Origin of the sequence: Parabacteroides sp. AM58-2XD, assembly GCF_003463685.1 — a bacterium.
GTDB classification, from domain to species: Bacteria; Bacteroidota; Bacteroidia; order Bacteroidales; family Tannerellaceae; genus Parabacteroides; species Parabacteroides segnis.
On sequence record NZ_QSDP01000105.1, the window covers coordinates 1 to 22,903 of the forward strand.

A 22,903-nucleotide genomic window follows, 5' to 3' on the forward strand; every position below is an offset into this window, starting at 1 on the left:
AAATAAATATAGCTGTTAAAGATAAAAATTATTTTAATATCAACAATGTGGAATTGGAAGAATATAAGGAAGAAAAATCTGTCTTTTCGGGAATATATTCCTACTCTTTATTATACCTTGTCAGATGTCAATACAGGAGAGGTAATTGAACATAAAAATGTATTTAATATAATAGGAGATGAAAAAGTATATTCTGTCGGATTATCAGATAATATTCCGTTCGGAAAATATGTATTTACCGTATGGGGAGGATTATCGGATGACAGTCCTTTAAAGGATGATCCTCAAAAAGCAATTTTACACATTGGTAACCGGGAAAGCGATGACCTTTACCTGGCCGATGATACACTGGTATATGATGCGGAGAATTATCTCTATACTGTAGATATGGAACGTGTAAAAGGTAAATTAATCGTTCATCTGGTAAATTTACCTCGTTCTGCAAATCATTCCGATAACACAATTGACAGTCTCTTTAAACGAGTGGACCGTCACTTTAATTACACTGAATCAACATCCGTTTATAAACGATTTGACCGGCAGGATGTTCAGGAAACTGTTATAAAAACAGTATTGGCGCCTTCCGGAAAAGATCGATATTCGCTGTTAAAACTAAACTTCTATGCTACTGATAAGTACGATCTTTCGACTTTCTCTCCCAAAGGAATGAATATTATCCTGAAGAGAAATGAACTGACTGTATTAAGATATGTGTACAACGGTAACGGAGAATTTTTGATTTACATGTTGGTAAACGATAACTGGGAGCAACAGCACGGTTTGGTAATCAACTGACAAATCAGTAAGTAACAATTATTGTTTCACTTTAATTTTCAAAATGATGAAGAAGTTTTTATGTTTAGCAGCGACAGGCATGTTCTTGTTCTCTGCATGTAGTAACGATGGTGACCCGAAAGATGATCCGGGTCCGGAATCCGGAACAGGACAGGAATTGATCCTTCGTGTGGCTAATACCGGTGACGGTCTGACCACAAAGGCAGGACGTCCGCTATACAGTTTGGAGGCGACACAGACTATCGATAAAGTGAAGGTCGCGATATTCTCTTTAGGAACGGGTGATGCTCTCACCGGCTGTGTTTTTGATAAAGAGTATAATCAGTGGAGCGACGCATCTTCTCCCTCCGGAATTATATATAACGGTTCTGCAAATGACGGCTCTGCGGATCATGGGCGTTATACGACATTGAATCTGAAAACCGAGATTACAAATGGAAGTAATCTCGGCCTGGATCCGGGTAATTACTTAGTCTATGCGATCGGTTATACCTCTTCCGGCTCTAAGTATGCCTATTCTCCGGCTCTTACCGATATCATAAAAGGCTGGTCAGGCGCGAATACGTTTAGCTATGTAACTGCGACGACCACAACAGATGGAGAAGAAGTGTTTGCCGGTTCCATCCAAAAAATTACCGTAGACGCCAATCGGAATTTTACATTGACGGCCAATGTCGCTAACAACGTTCTTTATCTCCACCGCCAGGTGGCAGGTGCTTTCGGTTATTTTAAAAATATTCCGGCTAAAGTAGATAATAAAGACGCTGTTACCCTGCGTTTGGTAGCCTCAGCAAAAAACACACAATTAGAAATGACTAATTTCAATAGTAGCTTCAGAAAAACGGGAGGAGCGAACGTGAAATATGTCGTAAACGGAAAAACTTCAGCAACAGCAAACACCAAATTCCATGATGCAGCAGGAGCCGACAATACAGTTATTCTCTATCAGATTACATTAAGCGACTGGTTCACTGCCAATCCGATGGATACGAACGACGATGGTCTGTTAAACGACCAGGATGCCGGCACCGAACAGTTCCCTACCTGGGCGATACCCGTAGCTATGCGTGCTGATTTTAATGCGAAAAAAGGAACCGTATTTGCCGGTAATTTCGTTATTCCATTTGCCAACCAAAATAGGAGTACATTAGAACTGCAATTATTAGACGGCGCTAATACAATTATAAAATACTGGACGGTAAATTTGGCAACAGCCCAGACAAATGTTGTAAATAAAGATAACGTAGCAATCGCAAACGAATCGACCGGTAGTTATAGTTTCGTGCGCAACCATTTATATACCATTGGCGAGAAGACAATGGCCAAACCCGGAGATCCGGAAAATCCCGGAGGAGGAGAAACCGAAGAGCCTGAAGATCTTTTCAAAGGACAAATCATAACGCTTCGTGTAAACGATAACTGGGAATTCATCCATAAGTTAGTCGTTGAATAAGGAGAATATATCCTGATAATAACAGGCGAGGCGATTCAAACATCGCTTCGCCCTGTTTCCTGTACAATCAATACATATATCCGGCACTTTTAGAGTTTAATAAATCATGAGAAAGTATATACCTCTGTTAATCATTCTGTTTGCTTTTTCCGTACTTAACATACGTACGGCAGAGAGCCTGACACGCAAAGCATTAGTTGCTCCCGATTGCTTGATCAATAATTTGGTCAACGTGGCGAAAGTGGCTTCCGGTGTACAAAATATGGATTATTTGCTGGATGAGAATCTGAATAATTACGCCACGTTCAGCGGGGTAGTCGGAGTAGATGTGGCGGTAGGTCCTGTTGTACGGATCAAGGATCTTAAAAATGTATATCCGACAGGTACTACAGCAGGTTTTTGCATACAAGCGGGGGGAAATAGCAGTATTTTATCCCTGAATGTATTGAAGGGCATAGGTATTATGTTGTATAAGGGAGGGACACTTCAGGAAACAATTCTCGTAAAAGAGGGGCAAAATACAAGTGCGCTTAGTCTTCATCTGATACAACTGCCTGGGCAACAGGAAGCAGTGTCTTATCTAACCGTCTCGTCTACCAAGGATTTTGATGAGATCGGCCTTGTAAATACAGGAGTCGCTTTGGCTGCTATCGGAGAACTGAAGATCAGGTATGCTTTCGTGGGGGATGCTGTGGAAAAAACATTGACTACCAATAATTCGATAGCCGGGTTAAGTGCAAACGGAGCTCCTGTACTAGCTGTTAGTAATGCAGGAAACTTGATCACTCCTAATCTGACGGATTTCGCTACGGTCAGTTCCCTTATCGGAACTGCCTATGTCGAGTTAGCTTGGACTAATGATTATCCCGCCGGAACTGAAATAGGTTTTAAATATAAAGATGCAGGAATATTGAATATTAGTTTACTTGCCACGACGAAGCTGATACTTACTGATAGTAAAGGTAAGACATCTACTACAACCTTAGATCCCTCTGTCCTGGGATTGGGAGTCCTTTCGCAAGGAATGGTTCAGGTATCTGTCGTTGCCGACCAAGCCTTCAATAAGGCAAGATTATCTTTTACTAGCGCAGTAAGCACAAGTACTAAATCTGTCTATTACGGTTATATCTATGACCCTCTGACAGTCCCTCACCATCACAATTTAGGGCTAACCGTGAATACCGCGATTTGTGCGGAGCAAACGACTTACCAACTTACGGGAAACAGTGACATCACAAAATGGGAGGTGGTCAGCCAGCCCTCCGGAGAAAATGTAGCCGTCTCATCTACCGGAACGGTTACGAATATGACAGCCGGTGTAACCGGTGACTATGTGTTCCGGGCAACAGCCTCTGATGGAGATACCGGACTGGTAACCATTATCAAAGGGATACAGACTGCAGTATCCGATGCCTGTAACCAACCTGTAGCCGGTGTATCCTTGTCGACTACTATCAACGAATCCAGCGGAAGCCTGATTTCATTGAGTAATATGACTCATAAAGAGAATATTATCGATGCCAGTATGAGTACTTACGCCGAATATAACGGAGGCTTGAACATTGCAGATAACTTACAGATCGTAGGTATAAAAAAGAATGGCGGAACTTTTAGTGATGGTACGGCAAAGAGGGTTGGTTTCGTTGTTGAGTCCAAGTCTACGTTATTAAGCGCTAATCTGCTCCAGTTCTTCCAGATAAGGGTCTATAATAACCAGACAAAAACGTATGAAAAGGTAATAGATAATACAAACGTAATATCGGTTGGGGCTATCGGTAGCGATTCTTCTTTGAAAGTTCGTTACAGTATTGTTGTTCCTGCCGACAAGAATTTCAATGAAATAGCCTTATGGAAAAGTGGCGTCCTTTCCACGGACATTTCCACATTACGCATTTATGGCGCATTTGTCGAACCGGCGACCTTGAGTTGTTATGGCAGTCCGATTGACTGTAGTACGACGATCATATCGACGGATAATACCGGGGCAGCTATCAATTATGCGGTAACCGGAATCAATGCCTTAGCAAGCGTTGGCGGTACAATATTGAACCTCGAAAATTTTATCGATAATAATCCGGCGACCTATACCTCTGTCAACGGTATAGGTGTAGCTTCTTCCATAAAGATAGCAGTTAAGGTGGGCGGTGTATTGAATGCGACTCATAATTTGGGGTTGATCATAGACCAGTCGACTTATCTGGCAGGTGTTGCGGTCGGGAACTGGATGACTATGGAAACCTATTATAAGGGCACTTCTACAGGCGAGACGCTTACAAACTGGAGTGTGTTGGGCTTGGATGCTATCGGCTACGGAGATAAGGAATATTTGATGATGCGCCCCAGGAGCCCCTTTGATGAAGTTCGTATTACGGTGAACGGTGTGGCCGATCTATTAAATAATCTGAAGTTATACGGCTTATTTTTTCGTCATGATATCGATGGAGATGGCATACCGGATTGTATCGATGAGGAATCGTGTCCGGGCGACCGTACCGGTCTTACTAATGTCAATGTGGGGCCGATTTGTCAAAACAACAATCTTACGGTTACCGGTAGCGGCATTCAGGGGAATAATTATACCTTGTTTTGTACTGCCCTCGGTATCAATGGACTTTCTTATTCCATAACGAGTGCCGACGGCTCTTTTAGTTGGGTGATCGGTCCCATATCCACATCCGGACGGTTTGATCTGATCGTGAAAGATAAGAATGGAAAGATCGTATCCGATCCGTTTTTTAAAGTGCATCCTTTGAATACAACCTGGAAGATCAATCCGGAAAATTCCGATTGGAACCATTGGGAAAACTGGACCAATGGTTCGCCGCTGATATGTACCAACGTGACCATTCCTTCTGATTGCAATATTTATCCGGTTCTGACCAACATAGAGCAAAACGGATGTAATAATATTTATTTTGAGTCCGGAGGAGAGGTCGTAAAAACTCATCTGTTGATCTATCAAAAAGCCTGGGTAGACCTGACGCTTAATCCGGATCGTTATTATATGCTTGCGGCTCCGTTGAAGAGTATGGTAACCGGGGATATGTTTATTCCGGCAGGAGGAAATCCGGCACCATTTACATCGCTGAATGTTGGTTCAGCACCGCAAAATCGTTTTAATCCCCGTATTTATCAACGTTTATGGGCCAGTGATGCTGTCGGTCAAACATTGAGGAATGGAAAAGTAACCGTAAAACCTACGGAAACTCAATGGACGGAGCCATTTAATGCATTGGCGCAGGAATACAGTATGGGAAAAGGTTTTTCTCTGAAAGCTGTGCAGGGTACAGCTACTTTGCCGCTCATATTTCGTTTCCCCAAGGAACATACCGAGTATGAATATGTGACTACGAACAATCAGGGTACGGGCATAAAAGAGACTATCGCCCGTTCGGGAGTCGGTCGTTTTATCTATGAAAATAATACCCAAGGTGTTTCCTTCCCGATCTTGGTTACATTGACAAATAAAACGGCCGGAACATATTTTCTGGTGGGAAATATGTTCATGTCTCACATAGATATCTCTGAATTTATGAAAGAGAATCCCGGGGTAAAATCTGTGCAGGTTTATGATGGCAATAGCAGTAATTCCACTATCAAAGCAGATGGGCAGCTATTAAGTAACGGTGTCGGTTATACCCGGATTGCCCCCATGCAGTCATTTTTCATAACCATAGAGTCTCCGTCTGCCAGCCAATCGGTCAGGTTTACGGAAGCTATGCTGGTCTCTGCTCCCGGCACGGAAAACAAGTTGAAAAGTACGGTTGTCCCGGCACAGCCGGATCCTGCCTCTCTTTTTTTGACTGCGTCCGCCGGGCAGGCGGAGAGCAACGCCTTGATCCGATGGAATCCGATGGCGGATAAAAAATATGTGGCGGGAGAAGACGCTGGGATTCTTATCGATAATGAAGTTCGTCCCTCTGTCGCTCTTTTCAGTATTGCGGATGAAAAAGCACTCGATATCCAGCAACTTGACGATGCTGCGGAGATCCTGCTTGGATTTTATCTGCGGACTCCTGCGGATGTAAGTTTATCAGTTCGCAAAACAGAAAATGGGGAATGGACCGGGTGGAACCTGTTCGATGCAGAGAAAGGACTACAATATTCACTCGATACTCCTGAAACAACAATCGTATTGGGGAATCTCTCAACCAATGTCGGGCGTTTTTATCTGAGAAAAGAGACAATGACCAATAGTGAAAACGGTATATCCGATGAAAACCGTATCTTCTGTTACAAAGAAGGAACGGATGAGGTGGTCGTGCGTGCTACATCTGCAACAATGACCCGTTGCGAAGTTTACCATGTTAGCGGACGGTTGGTCGATTCGGTATCCTATCCGGCAACTGAATATCGGTTACGCTTGTCTCCGGGTATCAATCTGATTAAGGTTTATATCGATGAAAAAGTACCCTGGGTACTTAAGCTCAGCAACTATTAATAGTAAAAAAACAATGAATATGAAAACGTTGTCATATACAAGATTATACAGGCTGCTTTGTTCGTTATTGCTCTTCTCTTTATTAGGGTGTAGTAGCGAAGATGTAGGAGAGCCCGGTAAAGATAAAGAACCGGTAATGTTAGTCTTTAACACCTCTCCTGATTTGATGACCCGTACCTTATTAACTGGTCCGGCCAACCTTCAACATGTCCGACAGGTACAATTGTATATTTTCGATGGCACAACAGGTGATGCCCGTTGTGTGGCCTCTGAGAATATAAACTGGCAGTATGTCGCAGGAGCTGAAAACGGGCTTTCCACACGGGAGCAGAAATATAAGGTGCAATATGGAGGCTTTCAGCCTCAGAAGGAATATACTTTCCTGGCAATCGGGTTGGATGACCGGGCCGGGGATACGTATGGCCTGCCGGATGCGATTCGGGCCGACCTGGTTACCGGTACCTTATTGAAGGATGCTAATGCCATACTGGCTACCGGCAAAGGGCGTGCTGATATTGCAGTTTCGGAGTTATTCGCCAGTTCTTCTGTTTTCACGCTAAGTCTTCTAAACGGCAATACCGGATATGTGGATTTGTATCGTCGTGTAGCCGGAGTGTCGGGGTATTTCAATCATATTCCGACCCAAATAAACGGTGTCGAAGTAAGCGCTTTACATATTGAGTTGTATACGATACAAAACAAAAGTAACTTTCTGCTCAAACAAACTCCGGATGATTTTATCATAAGTCCGATGAGTTCAAACGCAGGCGACAAGATCGTTGTCAATATACCCAAGAGTGAGTTTATTGCAGGCGGAACAACGAAAAAAGGTTCTTATATTCTCCCTGTACCGCTTCCTGCAAATAAAGATTACACCTTGCAGATCGTATTGGTAGATGCTGCCGGAACCCCTTTGCATATTCATAAAGTCAAATTATCCGTAGACGGTGAGGTCTCTGAGACTAACGGCGGCACTGGAATCATCATTCCAACAGAAGATCCTTACCGTTTTCCGATAATTACCAACCACTTTTACAGCATAGGAACAGAAGCGACTCCGATAGATTTCAATACTTTTTTGTTTACACCTTAAGCATTTTATCACTTACAGGATTTTTTTAGAGTATAATTTCCTATATTTGGCGCCATAGAATTCCTAAATCTAAATCTTATGCGTAAAATTATTTCGTTTCTTTCGCTGGCCGTGATTATATTACTGGTGGCAGCATGTAAGGAGACCTCCCCGTTTAAGTACGAGTCAGTCCCTAACGATCCTATGAAAGCACGTATCTACACGTTGGACAACGGCTTGAAAGTCTACTTGACAGTCAATAAAGAGACACCGCGTATCCAAACTTATATCGCAGTCAAAGTTGGTGGAAAAAACGACCCGGCTGAAACAACCGGGTTAGCGCATTACTTTGAACATCTGATGTTTAAGGGTACACAAAAGTTTGGTACTCAGAATTATGAAATGGAAAAGCCGCTGCTCGATCAAATTGAACAACTGTTTGAAGTTTACCGGAAGATTACCGATGAGGCCGAAAGGAAAGAAATCTATCATCAGATCGACAGTATTTCGTATGAAGCGTCCAAATATGCTATTCCCAATGAGTACGATAAGCTGATGGCTGCTATCGGAGCCAATGGCACCAATGCTTATACGGGATTTGATATGACTGTCTATACGGAAGATATTCCTTCCAATCAGATCGACAACTGGGCTAAAATCCAGGCGGACCGCTTTGAAAACAATGTAATCCGTGGTTTCCATACGGAACTGGAAACCGTTTATGAAGAAAAGAACATGTCTTTAACCAGCGATGGTCGTAAAGTATATGAGGCCGTTTTGAGCGCTCTTTTCCCGGATCATCCTTATGGAACCCAGACAGTACTTGGTACTCAGGAAAACCTCAAGAATCCTTCGATTACCAATATAAAGAACTATCATAATACCTGGTATGTGCCGAATAATATGGCAATTTGTATGTCGGGCGACTTTGACCCGGATAAAACAATTGAGGTTATCAATAAATATTTCGGTCATCTGCAACCGAACCCGAATTTACCGAAGTTGCCGGTAACCCATGAATCACCCGTCAAGGCTCCGGTTGTGAAAGAGGTATTAGGCGTGGATGCGGAAAATGTGACTTTGGGATGGCGTTTCCCGGGCGCATCGTCTCCGGAAGAAGATTTGCTGAACCTCACTGGCGAAATCGTAAATAACGGCAAAGCCGGTTTGCTGGATGTGGATCTGGTTCAACAGCAGAAAGTACTGAGTTGTTATGCAGGTACTTATGGTATGGCCGATTATAATGCATTTGTAATGAGTGGCCGTCCGAAACAAGGGCAAACGCTGGACGATGTGAAAGATCTTTTCCTTGCAGAGATAGAAAAACTGAAAAAGGGAGATTTCGATGAAGGGTTGCTGGAGGCTGCGATCAATAATTATAAACTGATGCAAATGTATCGCCTGGATAATAACAGTAGCCGGGCAGATATGTTTGTTTCTGCTTTTATAAATGGTGTTGACTGGAAAGACGAGGTAGCTCAGTTGGAACGTTTAAGTAAAGTGACCAAACAACAGATCGTCGACTTTGCCAATAAGTATTTCGGAGATAATTATGCTTTGATCTACAAAAGAGAGGGCAAGGATCCGAATGAGAAGAAAATCGACAAACCTAAAATTACTCCTATCGTAATGAACCGCGACAGCTCAAGCGTGTTCCTTAAGGAAATACAGGCAGTAGAGGTTGCTCCGATAGAACCTGTATTTCTCGATTATGACAAGGATTTGCAGAAGCTGACAGCAAAGTCGGATATTCCTGTTCTTTACAAACAGAATATGACGAACGATGTTTTCTCTCTGATGTATGTCTTTGAGATGGGAACGAACAACGATAAGGCGATGGGTACGGCTTTCGAATATATGAAATATCTCGGTACTTCAAAGAAAAGCCTGAAAGAGATCAATGAAGAATTTTATCGTTTGGCATGCTACTTCAATGTTTTCCCGGGAGCGGACCGCACGTATGTCATGCTGGAAGGCCTGAAGGAAAATATGCCGAAAGCAATGGCTCTCTTTGAGGAGATTCTGGCTGATGCCCAAGTGGACAAGGATACTTACGGTAATCTGGCTGACGATATTCTGAAAAAACGGACGGATGCTAAATTGAACCAGGGACAGAATTTCAATAAACTGATTCAATATGCTATCTGGGGACCGCAATCTCCGGCTACACATGTCCTTTCTACAGCTGAATTACAACAGATGGATCCTCAGGAATTGGTCGACCGTATCCATAAGATAAATACCTATGAACATAAGATACTGTATTACGGGCCTGAAAAACCGCAGGCTTTACTGGATATCGTTAAACAGTATCATAATGTTCCGGAAAAACTTGTTCCTGTTCCGGCCGCAACAGAGTTCAAGCAACAGGAAACACCGAAAAATAAAGTTTTGCTGGCACAATATGATGCCAAACAGATTTATTTCTCAGCCGTATCCAATCGTGGCGAGAAATTCGATCCGTCGATCGAGCCGACATTGAACATGTACAATGAATATTTCGGTGGCGGAATGAATGCGATCGTATTTCAGGAAATGCGTGAAGCCCGCGGACTGGCTTATTCTGCAGGGGCATATCTTATCACTCCTTCGAAATTGAAATATCCGTATGTATACCGTACGTTTATTGCTACACAGAATGATAAAATGATCGATGCAATGAAAGCCTTTGATGATATTATCAACAATATGCCGGAGTCGGAAAAAGCGTTCAATCTGGCAAAAGAAGCTTTGATAACCCGTATGCGTACGGAACGTATCACAAAATCCGGAGTGTTATGGTCGTATCTGAATGCACAGGATTTGGGATTGAATACCGACAGCAGGAAGGAACTGTTTGAAAAAGTACCTTCCATGACCCTTACCGATATCAAAGCCTTCCAGGAGAAATGGGTAAAAGGACGTACCTATACCTATTGTGTACTGGGAGATGAAAAGGACCTGGATCTGAAGTCCCTGGAACAGTACGGACCGGTAACGAAACTGAGTAAAGAAGAGATATTTGGATATTAAAAATTAGAATTTGAAAATTAAAAAGACGGTTGTTAAATGCTCATTTGATTTAACAACCGTCTCTCTTTTTCTATCAAGTAATTTTCAATTCTCATATTCCATCGTCCTGATGCATCTCCACCTCCTTGACTTTCCGGAACAGGTCGGATGCGAAGATGAAGTCGTTGAGGGCTTTGTTGTTGGAGGTGATGACCTGGTCTTTTGTTCCCTGCCATTCTTTAACACCTTCCTTGATGAAGATGATGTTTTCCCCGATATTCATTACGGAGTTCATGTCATGGGTGTTGATAACCGTGGTCATCTTATATTCCGTTGTAATATCGTGGATCAGGTCGTCTATCAGCAGGGACGTTTTAGGGTCCAGTCCGGAATTGGGTTCGTCGCAGAAAAGATATTTGGGGTTCAATGCGATCGCGCGGGCAATAGCGGCACGTTTCATCATACCACCGCTGATCTCCGACGGATACAGATGTTCCGCTTCCGCAAGATTCACGCGTTCCAGGCAGAACATGGCTCTTTTTTCTCTTTCTTTATAAGAATCATTAGAAAACATATTGAGCGGGAACATCACATTTTCAAGAACCGTCATGCTGTCGAACAAGGCTGATCCCTGGAACAGCATGCCCATTTCCCTGCGAAGCATGTTCAATTCCAATTTATCCATGGAAGTAAGGTCGCGCCCATCGTACAGGATCTCACCCGAATCCGGTTTCATCAGGCCGATGATATTTTTGATCAGGACTGTTTTTCCGGAACCGCTTCGTCCGATGATCAGATTGGTCTTCCCTGTTTCAAAAACGGCGCTGATATCATTCAGCACTGTGCGGCCTTCAAATGATTTCGTTATGTTTTTTACTTCTATCATTTCTTACGTAAGCATTAAATGGGTCATTATTACGTCTGCCAGCAGGATCATGATACTGCTCATTACAACAGCATTCGTACTCGCTTTACCGACTTCGAGTGCTCCCCCTTTCACATAATAACCGAAATAAGCGGCTATCGATGAGATTATAAAGGCGTAAACGACAGATTTTATAATAGAATACCATATATAGAATTCATTGAAATAAAACTGCAAGCCGTATTCGAAAGAGGCCGGCGTCATACCTGTTCCTGTCGAATGGCTGGCGGCTATACCTCCCATAATTCCTGTAAACATACTGAAAATAACCAGTACCGGAATAAAGATCATCAGTCCGGCAATTTTCGGCATAATCAGGAAGTTAGCCGAATTGACTCCCATAATTTCCATCGCATCGATCTGTTCCGTTACACGCATGGTTCCGATCTCGGAGGCGATATTACTTCCCACTTTACCGGCTAGGATCAGACACATGATGGAGGATGAAAACTCCAGCAGGATAATTTCGCGGGTCGTATACCCGATCGTAAATTTAGGGATCAGCGGTGAACTGATATTCAATGATATCTGGATGGCGATAACCGTACCGATAAATACTGAAATGATAACCACGATCCAGAGAGAATCGACACCCAGCTTGTATATCTCTTTTATCAATTGTTTGAAGAACATGCTCCATCTGTCAGGTATTGATATGGATTTCCCCATCAACATGACATATTCTCCCATTCTATGTAACGCTTTATTCATTATTTTCTTGATTACTTATCTGTTCCAGTCTGCAAATATAACTGAAATATGTCAACTACTGTTCACTGTTTATGATTTGTTTTCACGTCAGGTACCGTGTCCCTTCGTCCATACTAGCCTGGATCGGGTAGGAGAGGATGAAGCTGTTACTCTGGAAATACTTGTTCAGATAACCGGGGATACGCGGCATTACGGGGTCGTAGGAATAACCTTCTTTCCGGCTGAAGATCACCCACATGCTGTCGTCCGCTTTCACATCCCGGAACACGATCAGGAAATCATCCCAGTCGCTGAAGTTCACATATGATATTTCTCCCGCTCTTTTGGCGAAGAGTTTTTTGATGGCTTTCAGCGTATCCTCCGAACCGTAGAACACGACTTTTGCCCCGGTATTCTGCAACACGTTCCATACCCGGTTCATGACCGGTATGAAGCCGATTTCCTTTTCCGCCCGGTCCGGCAGGATAATCAGGTGGCGTTTAATGGTGGCCAGGGGCTGTACCGGTTTGTAGATAAAGGTCGTTACGCTGCTGTGGTGCAATACGTTTTCAACAATATTTCCCAGGAATGCAGCCGGTATGTCCTTTTCCTTATGCAACCCGAGGACCAGGTCGGTTATCTCCCGTTCCTTCACGACGCTGGTAATGGCGTTGGAGATGCTCAGGTCGTAGCGGAGCAATCCTTTCAACCGCGTGTCGGTGGCCGCGGCGGTATCGACAGCGGTCTGTAATACCCGTTTGGAGGATTTTAGTGTCTTGTCGTCCGAATTTTGGTTGTCTATCACTTTGAGAGCATATAACCCGCTGGTATTCGTTTTTGATTTTATGGCAAGGCTGAGGTTGACCAGTTCTTCAACCGTCTCCTCATTGCTGACGGGGATCAGGATATGTTCGTCCTTCGTATCTTTGTCTTCTGTCTCCTCCTCGGATTCCTTCATCGCTATATTATGCGCTCCTTTCTGGGCGGAGAAGGAGGCGATGGCGCAGGTCACCAGGATCATCAGGATCGTACCGTTCAGTACGCTCTCATTCAGGAGTCGTATGGGAGCACCGTTGGCATCGGTTCCCAGGATCACGTTATACCCGACCATGACGGCTGCCAGTGTAGCTGCCGCCTGGGCGTTGCTCAGTCCGAAAATAACACTCCGCTGGTCGACCGACAGCCGGAAGGTCTTTTGTGTCAGCCAGGCTGCCGCATATTTCGCAGCCGTAGCCACGATGATCATGACCATACCGACCTTGATCGTTTCGAAGCTGGTAAAGAAAGCCCGGTAATCGATCAGCATCCCCACACTCAGCAGGAAGAAGGGGATAAAGATCGCGTTCCCGACAAACTCTACACGGTTCATCAGCGGCGAACTTTGCGGAATCAGCCTGTTCAGGGCCAGTCCTGCAAGGAAAGAGCCGATGATCGCTTCCATCCCCGCTAACTGGGCAAGGAATGCACCGAAGAACACCATCGACAGCACGAATATATATTGCGAAATATTATCGTGTACCCGTTTGAAGAACCACCGTCCGATAAAGGGAAACACCAGTAACACAATCAAGGCAAAAATAACGATGGAAACGCCCAGGCGTATCCAGAAAGCGTTGTCGGCATTTCCTGTCGCCATCCCGACAATAATTGTCAGCACCAGTAAAGCCAGCGTATCCGTGATCATGGTCCCGCCGACGGTTATGCTGACAGCATTGTTTTTGCTGATCCCCAGCTTGCTGATGATCGGATAAGCGATCAGTGTATGGGATGCGAACATACTGGCGAGCAGTACGGACGTCTCCATGCTGAAATCAAGCACCCATAATCCAACGACCGTCCCTAGTATCATAGGGATCAGGAACGTATACATCCCGAATACAAGGCTTTTCCCGCTATTCTTCTTAAAATCCCCCATGTCTATTTCCAGCCCGGCCAGAAACATGATATAAAGTAACCCTGCTGTCCCCGAAAGAATGATACTGCTGTCGCGCAGGACAAGGTTAAAGCCGTTCGGCCCGATAATGGCTCCGGCAATGATCAGTCCCAGCAGGTGTGGAACCCTGAGTTTATTCAACAGGAGCGGGGCCGCCAGGATGATCAGCAGTATCAGTAAGAACTTCAATACCGGATCAGCCAGCGGGAGGGTGAAATCTATGTTTGAGAGTAATATCATATCTATAAAGATTTACATATCTTGCATTGATAATCCTTTTATATCCAGCGTATAATGTGCCAACTGTTTTTTTATTGTTGCAACCTTTTCGTATAGGCGGGCTACATTTATCTTGTGAAAATTTCGTTTGACTTCTGCTATTAATGCCTTGTTCTCGAATCGGTTGAGGGCGATAAGGTCTATTTCATTCTCACCTTTGTTATCCCAGTAATTTCCGATATCCGTGATGTCTTCACTTTCAGCTATCATATCTCTGAAATAGCGTTCCAGGATGCGCCCGCTGTATTGTTCGTAATTTTTTAAGATGAATTGTTCCAGCATATTGTTTTTTCCCAGTTCAATCATTGACAGATTCGGGAATATGAAACGGAACCAGAACATCAGGTAATTATCATTCAGGCACCAGCGACTGTTGCGGCTTTCCGGTTTTGAAAACATCGGTTTGTTTCTGTTGATCAGGGAATATTCTTTTTCGAGATTAGCCAGATAGGCGCCCGTATTTTTTCCAATGATCGAATCTATTTCACTTTGGCTGGTCTTTCCGGAAGCTATTAATTGTAAAATGGAAAAATAAGTAGCATATTCGCGTCCGAACTCTGATATCAGTAAATCACGTCCTTCCGATAAAAAAGGAGAATCCGGTCGAATGGTATAGCGGATCATTTGATTGAAAGTGACAGCTCCGGCTTCCATTAGTAAAGCAACATATTTAGCAACACCGCCTGTGATAAGATAAAAGGCCAGAAGATCTTCCGGGGTATATTCCGGATTATAATCTTTCAAAATTTCTTTGATTGTTGAAATTCTGAAAGGCTTTAAAATGATTTTTGAAGTAAGGCGCCCGAATAGAGGCTCTTTGTTATTTTCAAAAACTTTTTTCATCATGGAATATATCGACCCGCAAGCGATGAAATTTATTTTTGCCTGCTCTTTGTATCTATCCCAGATATTTTGAATATCACTGAAAATGGAACTGTTAATATTGTCAAACTCCTGAAATTCATCGATGATCAGTGTGAAATGTGTTTGAGTGGCGTGTATCATCAGTTGTTCGAATAAAATACGAAACTCAGTTACGTTTCCGAAAATCTCCAGTTCCAGACTGTCTTTTATTTCCTGTTGAAATTGTTCACACAGAAGGACTTCGCTTTTACGTGAAACAAAGAGATAGAGAAACTTTTCACCTTTCATGCTTTCGAGCAATAAAGAGGTTTTACCGATGCGCCTGCGTCCCACCATCACCGTGAAACAAGCTGTGTTTCGTGATTGTTTATTGATATCCCGGAGTAATTCCAACTCTTGTGTACGATCGTAAAACTTCATGACTTTACTGTTTTAATGATCATTAATTTAATGGTCGTTACATTAATGGCTATTACAAAGGTAACTATTGTTCTTTTATAATGCAAATGAAAACCATTATTAGAGGCAAATGAAATTATTCGATTTGAATAATTCGAATTAAATAATTATATTTGCTGAAAAGATCGAGTATATGGCAAAAGTTATAAATCCCTTTATCGTAACCGGTAAAATAGAACCCGAATATTTTTGTGATCGTATACAGGAATCGGCCCGCCTGATAAAGTCTGTCACGAACGGAAACAATCAGTGGAAAATTTGGATTTGATCCGCTTTCCGGTACACCGACATTTAATATAGAGTTAGGTGATATAGATCGTCCCGAATATACGTTGGATGAGATTTTATCATAGTGCGGATATGCTTGAGTTGACCGCAATTGCTCCGGATATATATATATCCCGTTCATTGTCGGACATTTCCTGAAGCGGAACCGCCGAATCGAAGTTGCAGATGTAGAACGGGTTTATACCCTGTTTAAAGGGCATACGTTCTACATTCAGAAAACTTTTAACGAAGCTTTTGCCGACACCCCGGAAGGGGAAATCTGTACGCTGGAAATGATACGAGCAGCTATCAACAACATGATTGCGGCGAATGATACGATTTTCCGTGAAATATTATCAAATATCCCTGAAAAACAGAAAGAATTACTCTATGCTATTGCCAAAGACGGCGAAGCAGAGCGTATTACATCCGGATCGTTTATAAAACGACATAGCCTGACATCTGCAAGTTCAGTACAGGCGGCCGTAAAAAACTGCTGGAAAAAGACATTATTACTGAAATCAATAAAGTGTTTTCCTTGACCGATAAGCTGTTTTCCATGTGGATAAATCAAATTTACGGTAATAAATCCATTTTTTATAGGCGAAACTTAGTATTTCAAAAAGGTGCACAAAAACAACGCGACCATACTAAAAAATCAAATAGTTATAAAACATATTTTTTAAGCGAGGTAGGGAAAGAAAATATGTACAAATATACGGCACTTAGAGATAAATGCCGTATATTTGTACATATAAGACAAGGATAATATGGATGATAAATTGAGACTTCTGATAGAGCAACATAGAGGATATATCACCCGTAAGGAGATTATCGGCAACCGTTACCTGTATTACCGGTTACTGGAAGCAGTGAAATCAGGTGAGATAATCCGTCTGAAACCGGGTGTGTACTGTATGGAAGACGCAATGGCAGGAACCATGATTGACCTTGAAAAGATAGTACCTGACGGGGTGTTGTGTCTTTACTCCGCATGGGCGTACTATGAACTGACCACACAGATACCGCAAGGTTCTATGTAGCCATACCAAGAAAACAAAAAATAACATTGCCCGACTACCCGCCCATCATACTCAATTATTGGGACCGTTCCATCTATAGTGTAGGCATTGTCCACCGACAGATAGACAGTTTTGAAATACCCATTTACGATATGGAGAAATCGGTTTGTGACGCCATCCGTTACCGGAACAAAATCGGAATTGACGTGAGTTCCGAGATATTGAAAAACTACCTGTCACGCAAGGAACGTAATATAACTCGGCTGACCGCTTATGCCAAGTCCATGCGGATTGCCGGAATACTCAACAAATATCTGGAAATCCAACTATGACAAAAGAATCGAAAGACTACGGCAAGTCCGTAAAGGCGAAGCTCTTGAATCTGTCGAAAGTGGAAGGACTGCCTTACCAACCGTTACTGATACGCTATGTACAGGAACGCCTTCTATACCGTCTTGCACAGAGCAAGTACAAGAACCGCTTTTACCTGAAAGGAGGCGCGTTACTCTATGCCTATAAACAGCTGAAGGCACGACCTACACTGGATATAGACTTTCTCGGGAGTAGCATCAACAACGACAAAAAGATTATTGAAGAAGCTTTTTCCGAAATATGCGGCATATCCTGCAAGGAAGACGGAACCGTCTTTGATACGGATAGTATCGAAACTGAAGAAATCAATGAAAACCGTGTATATAAAGGCATACGGCTACGTGTAGCGGCACAGTTGGATACCGTCCGTCAGAAAATAGCTATGGACATCGGTTTCGGTGACGTTATCACACCCGAACCGCAGGAACTGGAATATCCTCTGTTGCTGGACGAACTGCCCGCTGTCAGTATCATGGCTTACTCACTGGAAACGGTAGTGGCAGAGAAGTTTCAGGCGATGATTGAATTGTCGGAAAATAACAGTCGCATGAAGGATTTCTATGACCTCTATACCTTATTACATAATACACTAGATAGCGACATGCTGGAGAAAGCAATCCACGCTACCCTGAAGAACAGAGGAACCAAATATGAAGAGAACCATCCCTTGTTTAGTGATGATTTTCCCAAGAATCCCCAGTTTCAAATGTTATGGAAAGGTTTCAGAAAGAAAATCAGAAAGACGGAACCGGATTTTGAAACGGCGGTCAGTCTGATAAAAGAAAGGTTATTCCCCTATTGGGAAAAGTACAAGGAACAATAAACAGCATCACAACTATGGCAATAAACAAATCTCAAATAGAAAAATGAAAGGAGAAAGTTGCTTCTCGATATTATTCACTTTGGCAAGTATGGTGCTAAGTATGTGGGTAACTCTAGTCCAGAAGCAATTCTTCTATTATTCATAATGACCTTATTTTATCGTTTATGACGCAATATTGCAGAGTTATGTTGAGGTTGTTAGTTACTGTTCTTTCAGCTTTTCCCTGAAATACATCTCCAATGTCATACCGGACAGTTTGCGTTGCTTCTTTAGAAAGGATCGGTAAAATTTCATATTACCGGAATTAATCTGAAATTTCGCGGCGGTTATTTTCGCCACCGCGAAATTTCGAATAAAGATAAAAGACAGAACGCAGAATGACAAATTTCACCCCTGCTAAAATGACCGTATATACATTGTTTGTTTCCCTCTGCCGATCTGAACCAGCTTGTTGCTGTCTATCAGTAACTTCAGGTCGTTCAGGGCCATAAACCGGCTGTAATGATTTATCTGCACGCAGGTGCCGGTGTTGATACATCTGTTTTTATTCACCTCTTTCATAATATTCTCCAGCCGTTGTTCCTGTGTGAGTTTTTCTGTTTTCGCCTTTTTCACCTGTTCCAGTCCGGCTTCCCTGACCTGTTCTTTCAGGGAGGTTGCGCAGCGGAAACTGACGGTGTCGGCTTCTGCGATGACTTTGGTTTTACCGTTTTCATCCGTTACTGTCCGGCTTTTCAGCGTGGGTGTGAAATATCCCAGTCCGTCCAGCTCGATGCTATTCCCTTCCGCCAGGTGAAACCCCATCCAGAAGTTAAGTGCTTCCAATACCCCTTTTACGTCTGCTGATGAGATCGTGCTCGACATCGAGATCATCTTGCACATATACTTCGTATCGAGCGTACCTTGTGAAATGATCCGTGCATGCGGAATCTTTTTGTCTTCCCTGTCTCCCGGGACCGGTGTCTTGTACCATCCGAATTTTAAACTCATTACTATCTTGTTTTAAATTAATACCAGCCAAAACAAATTTTCATCCCGTACACCCATTCATTCAATAATCATTGAACGAAAGGAAATCAATCATCAAACGAAAGAAGCATATATGTGTTTTATTCGTTTGATATATATCAAACGCAAAAACGTACGAATACAAATATAATACGGAATGGAAGGAATTGTACCGGAGATAGCATATATTAATGATATTCTTTCAAATAAATGGATTTTACGGCGTTTAAGAGGGGGGGCGTATGAAGAATTTATGTAAATTGCCGAAAAATAGCTCTTAATGCTTGTAAAGTAAAAATAAGCAGCATATGAAAAGTATAGATTCAATTTTAGTAATCATTCTTCTTTTGACAGTAGTGCCAGAAGGCAGAGGGCAAAAACAGAAAGGTAACGATGGTGTCATTACCGTTAACGTGGTTAAGAGTTATTCTCCCAAAAAGGAATTGATACTTCAGGACTTTATGGATGTAGAGTATATTGCGTTAGAAACGAATGATGATTTCATTAATCAAGGTATTGTGTTGGATGTTGGTAAAGAATTTATATTAGTAAAAAACAGGAACCGAATTAATGATGGAACTATTTTTGTGTATGACAGAAACGGGAAAGCCATACGGAAGATAAATCGTAAAGGACAGGGAGGCGAAGAGTATATAAGTCTTTATAGCGTTACCTTGGATGAAGAGAGCGAAGAAATGTTTGTTAATGACATTTTAGGCAAAAAAATTGTTGTATATGATTTATATGGGAGCTTTAAAAGAAGTTTTAAACACGAAAATGGCATCTACTTCCAATTTTATATCGATGTATTCAATTATGACAGACATCATTTAATTTGCTATGATGAAAACCATGAAGAGATCCCCTTTGTACTTATGTCCAAACAGGATGGTCATATTGCCCACGAAATAAAAATTCCATTTAAAGAAAAGAAGTTCTTACGTCAATTAAAGCAGGAAGGGAATGATGGTAAAGGTGTGATTGGAGTAGGACCTAGTCCTTACTATTCCATCTTTCCATTCAACGGTAATTGGGTACTGTCAGAACTTTCGTCTGACACTGTGTATACCTTTTTGCCGGATTACAGCTTGCGTCCTTTTATTGTAAGAACCCCGCCAATTCAATCTATGGATCCGGGAGAGTTCTTGATTATCCGGTTATTATCAGATCGTTATTATTTTATGGAAACGATCAAAAATGTATATGACTGGAATACACAAAAAGGATTCCCAACAAACTATTTGGTGTATGACACAAAAGAACGGTCTTTTTCAGGATATACCGTATATAATGGTGATTTTACAACAAAAAAAGAAATATACATGAGCGCAACAAAACTTGTCAGCCACGAAATCGAATCATGGTACCTTTTAGAAGCTGACCAACTTGTTGAATCTTATAAGAAAGGAGAACTGACAGGAAAGCTGAAAGAAACTGCTGCAACATTGAATGAAGAATCCAATCCGGTAATTATGCTGATAAAACACAAGAGATAATTGTTGCATCGGGTGCAATTATCGGCTTTTCTCCTTAGTTTTCAGTAGTTCACATAAGCGGATGAAGGGAGCTGTTTTTTGTAATTGGGCTTTCTCTATGAATTGAGGACGGAGGTCTTTTTGTTTCCATTGGAAAAAAGATTGATATTCCTGTTCATTATTGTAACATTCTTCTATATAATCGGCTAACTCTTTAGGGGATTTAAAGTCATTTGCATGGATAAAACAATGCTCTCCTGGTGCGAACTCGTTGATGTTAGGGGCGCCTAAATAGATGGGAACCGCTCCGGCGATCAACGGATCAAAAAATTTCTCCGTTACATAATCGGTTGCACAGGCATTTTCAAAAGCAATAACAAATTTGTACTGTTTATATAAATTGATTTTGGACTCCCTTCCGTTATCCTGATCCATTTTCTTATTATTGAATAGTTTTCCATAGGAATCTATAGGTATTTCCCGCATAAGTTCTTTCAGGTATTCCTGTCTCGAACTTTGGTTGATCGGGCTGGATATAAGCATACAGATATTGTTGGCTCTCTCCTTTGTGTCGACTGGTTGTTTCATCAAAGGAATAAAATTGTCATGCAAATACGATTGTATGACGTCTGCCGTTTGGTGATAAGAAATCCGGTAGTCAAATAGTTCCATGAATTCCGGATCTTTGAGGAACGGGTAATTTTCTTCGCATTCTAATGTCCAGGCAACCCATATTTGTCCTTCAGGTTTTTCCAGGTCGTCTTCTAATTCATTGATTAAAGTCGGTAAGTGGAAAATAACTGTTTGTGCCTGAGGATAATACTGCCTGTCAGTCGTGAATCTATAGTCTTCCGGAATCTGCTCAACGGGAATGTTTAGAGGAGTATCCCACATTGTATTATATATCAATATAATATGTTTGTTTTTTATTATTTCAGGAGATAATTTTTCCGCCCAGTAAGATATCTTCCATTTTAAATAACTCTTCAAATTATTCTGGGCATTTTTGTAATAGCGGTAAATCCTCTTTTTTGAGAGTGGTGAGAGATGGTGGTATATTTTAAAAATGGTATACAATGCATGTGACGGTAAAGTGAAATTACTATTTTTGATTTTAGCCAATGATAAGAACGCTAAATTATATAACATATAAGCTTTTGCGTATAGTTCGCTTTTCATATCCCGGTCCGGGCCATTGAAACTGTATCCCGATGCAAAAAGAATCAAACGATTAGCTATATAGATCAGGTCTCGTACTCGTTTGGACGTGACCAATGTCCTCATGATAGAACCTTCCCGTTGCCGGTATCCGTAAAAATCAATGTTGGTGATGTAAACGCTTTTTGCAAGGCAAAGAGCTTGGGGAGTCCAGAGTTCGTCTTCATGGACAACATTCTCAAAATACAATGTTTGCTTGTTTAGCCAGTCCTTTTTGTATAGGTAATTAGAAACCATCGGAGGAAAAGCCCCGTGTTTCATTAATTCTGAAAAACACTCTTTTCCTGTCAGGCAGATGTGGCATAAATGGGATGGGATTGAATTAAATAAGGTCCCGGTTTCTCCGTCAGGATAATAGCAAACGGAATTTCCCATTATTATGTCGGGGTGAAAACCGATAGCTTCCGAGAACATTTTTTCGGTCTGTCCTTCTACTATCCAGTCGTCGCTGTCGATAAACATTATATATTCCCCTTGCACTTCTGACAATCCTTTATTACGTGCTGCCGACAATCCCTGATTCGGTTGATGAAAGAGCTTTATACAGGAATGAGAAGATGCGAACTTCTCTGCAATTTCACCGGACCGATCAGTTGAGCCATCATTGATCAAAATAATCTCCTTTGAAATTATCCGTATGTTGATCAAGGAGTTCAAACACTCTTCCAGATAAGTTTCGACATTATATATCGGAACTATTATAGATAAAAAAGGACATGAAGTACTCATATAATAATTTTCTAGTGAATATATTACTTTTTTATTATTTATAAGGTCAGTTTGATTGTTTTTTTGCTTAGTTATCAGTTTGCTGTT

At 42.0% G+C, this 22,903-nt stretch carries 15 protein-coding genes and 1 pseudogene; 10 read left to right on the plus strand and 6 right to left on the minus strand.

What is annotated here, in order from left to right:
- The first annotated feature begins 45 nt into the window (after positions 1-45).
- The 5 genes from DXA15_RS20180 to DXA15_RS20200 all read left to right on the plus strand — a co-directional run bounded on the left by DXA15_RS20180 (position 46) and on the right by DXA15_RS20200 (position 10,773).
- Positions 46-795 carry a hypothetical protein gene (locus tag DXA15_RS20180; RefSeq protein ID WP_199676398.1) on the plus strand — a complete coding sequence of 250 codons (750 nt, stop codon included), beginning with the start codon at positions 46-48 and terminating at the stop codon, positions 793-795.
- Positions 796-841: 46 nt separating this feature from the next.
- Positions 842-2,248, plus strand: a complete 1,407-nt coding sequence (locus tag DXA15_RS20185) for a hypothetical protein (protein WP_128135231.1) — start codon at positions 842-844, stop codon at positions 2,246-2,248.
- Positions 2,249-2,354: 106 nt separating this feature from the next.
- A complete protein-coding gene (locus tag DXA15_RS20190) occupies positions 2,355-6,689 on the plus strand; it encodes a hypothetical protein (RefSeq protein WP_128135222.1) in 4,335 nt (1,444 codons plus the stop codon).
- 19 nt (positions 6,690-6,708) lie between these two features.
- A complete protein-coding gene (locus tag DXA15_RS20195) occupies positions 6,709-7,782 on the plus strand; it encodes a FimB/Mfa2 family fimbrial subunit (RefSeq protein ID WP_128135223.1) in 1,074 nt (357 codons plus the stop codon).
- Positions 7,783-7,860: 78 nt separating this feature from the next.
- Entirely contained in the window at positions 7,861-10,773 is a 2,913-nt protein-coding gene (locus DXA15_RS20200; protein WP_128135224.1) for a pitrilysin family protein, read from the plus strand.
- A 91-nt stretch (positions 10,774-10,864) separates the two neighbouring features.
- Here DXA15_RS20200 and DXA15_RS20205 read toward each other — a convergent pair whose 3' ends face one another.
- The 4 genes from DXA15_RS20205 to DXA15_RS20220 form a co-directional block, all read right to left on the minus strand.
- The gene (locus tag DXA15_RS20205; RefSeq protein ID WP_128135225.1) at positions 10,865-11,638 is read right to left on the minus strand and encodes an ABC transporter ATP-binding protein; all 774 of its coding nucleotides are present in this window, start codon (positions 11,636-11,638) and stop codon (positions 10,865-10,867) included.
- A 3-nt stretch (positions 11,639-11,641) separates the two neighbouring features.
- Entirely contained in the window at positions 11,642-12,388 is a 747-nt protein-coding gene (locus DXA15_RS20210) for an ABC transporter permease (protein WP_044245154.1), read from the minus strand.
- Positions 12,389-12,470: 82 nt separating this feature from the next.
- Positions 12,471-14,540, minus strand: a complete 2,070-nt coding sequence (locus tag DXA15_RS20215; protein WP_128135226.1) for a cation:proton antiporter — start codon at positions 14,538-14,540, stop codon at positions 12,471-12,473.
- Positions 14,541-14,552: 12 nt separating this feature from the next.
- A complete protein-coding gene (locus tag DXA15_RS20220) occupies positions 14,553-15,863 on the minus strand; it encodes an ATP-binding protein (protein ID WP_128135227.1) in 1,311 nt (436 codons plus the stop codon).
- Between the two features lie 172 nt (positions 15,864-16,035).
- On the opposite strand from DXA15_RS20220, the pseudogene DXA15_RS20225 reads away from it, so the two are divergent.
- The 4 genes and pseudogenes from DXA15_RS20225 to DXA15_RS20235 all read left to right on the plus strand — a co-directional run.
- A pseudogene (locus DXA15_RS20225) lies at positions 16,036-16,758 on the plus strand (hypothetical protein); the annotation flags it as partial.
- A 181-nt stretch (positions 16,759-16,939) separates the two neighbouring features.
- Entirely contained in the window at positions 16,940-17,212 is a 273-nt protein-coding gene (locus tag DXA15_RS27110; protein WP_233567482.1) for a type IV toxin-antitoxin system AbiEi family antitoxin domain-containing protein, read from the plus strand.
- A gap of 26 nt (positions 17,213-17,238) precedes the next feature.
- On the plus strand, positions 17,239-17,523 hold the full coding sequence (locus DXA15_RS27115) for a hypothetical protein (RefSeq protein WP_233567483.1): 285 nt from the start codon (positions 17,239-17,241) through the stop codon (positions 17,521-17,523).
- On the plus strand, positions 17,520-18,386 hold the full coding sequence (locus DXA15_RS20235) for a nucleotidyl transferase AbiEii/AbiGii toxin family protein (RefSeq protein WP_128135228.1): 867 nt from the start codon (positions 17,520-17,522) through the stop codon (positions 18,384-18,386). The genes DXA15_RS27115 and DXA15_RS20235 overlap by 4 nt, the downstream gene beginning before the upstream one ends.
- A gap of 396 nt (positions 18,387-18,782) precedes the next feature.
- Here DXA15_RS20235 and DXA15_RS20245 read toward each other — a convergent pair whose 3' ends face one another.
- Entirely contained in the window at positions 18,783-19,376 is a 594-nt protein-coding gene (locus DXA15_RS20245) for an HU family DNA-binding protein (protein WP_122328856.1), read from the minus strand.
- 326 nt (positions 19,377-19,702) lie between these two features.
- Between DXA15_RS20245 and DXA15_RS20250 the strand changes: the two genes are divergently transcribed.
- Complete coding sequence (locus DXA15_RS20250; RefSeq protein ID WP_128135229.1) at positions 19,703-20,890, plus strand: 6-bladed beta-propeller; 1,188 nt, start codon at positions 19,703-19,705, stop codon at positions 20,888-20,890.
- A gap of 18 nt (positions 20,891-20,908) precedes the next feature.
- Here DXA15_RS20250 and DXA15_RS20255 read toward each other — a convergent pair whose 3' ends face one another.
- A complete protein-coding gene (locus DXA15_RS20255) occupies positions 20,909-22,816 on the minus strand; it encodes a glycosyltransferase family 10 domain-containing protein (protein WP_128135230.1) in 1,908 nt (635 codons plus the stop codon).
- Positions 22,817-22,903 lie beyond the last annotated feature (87 nt).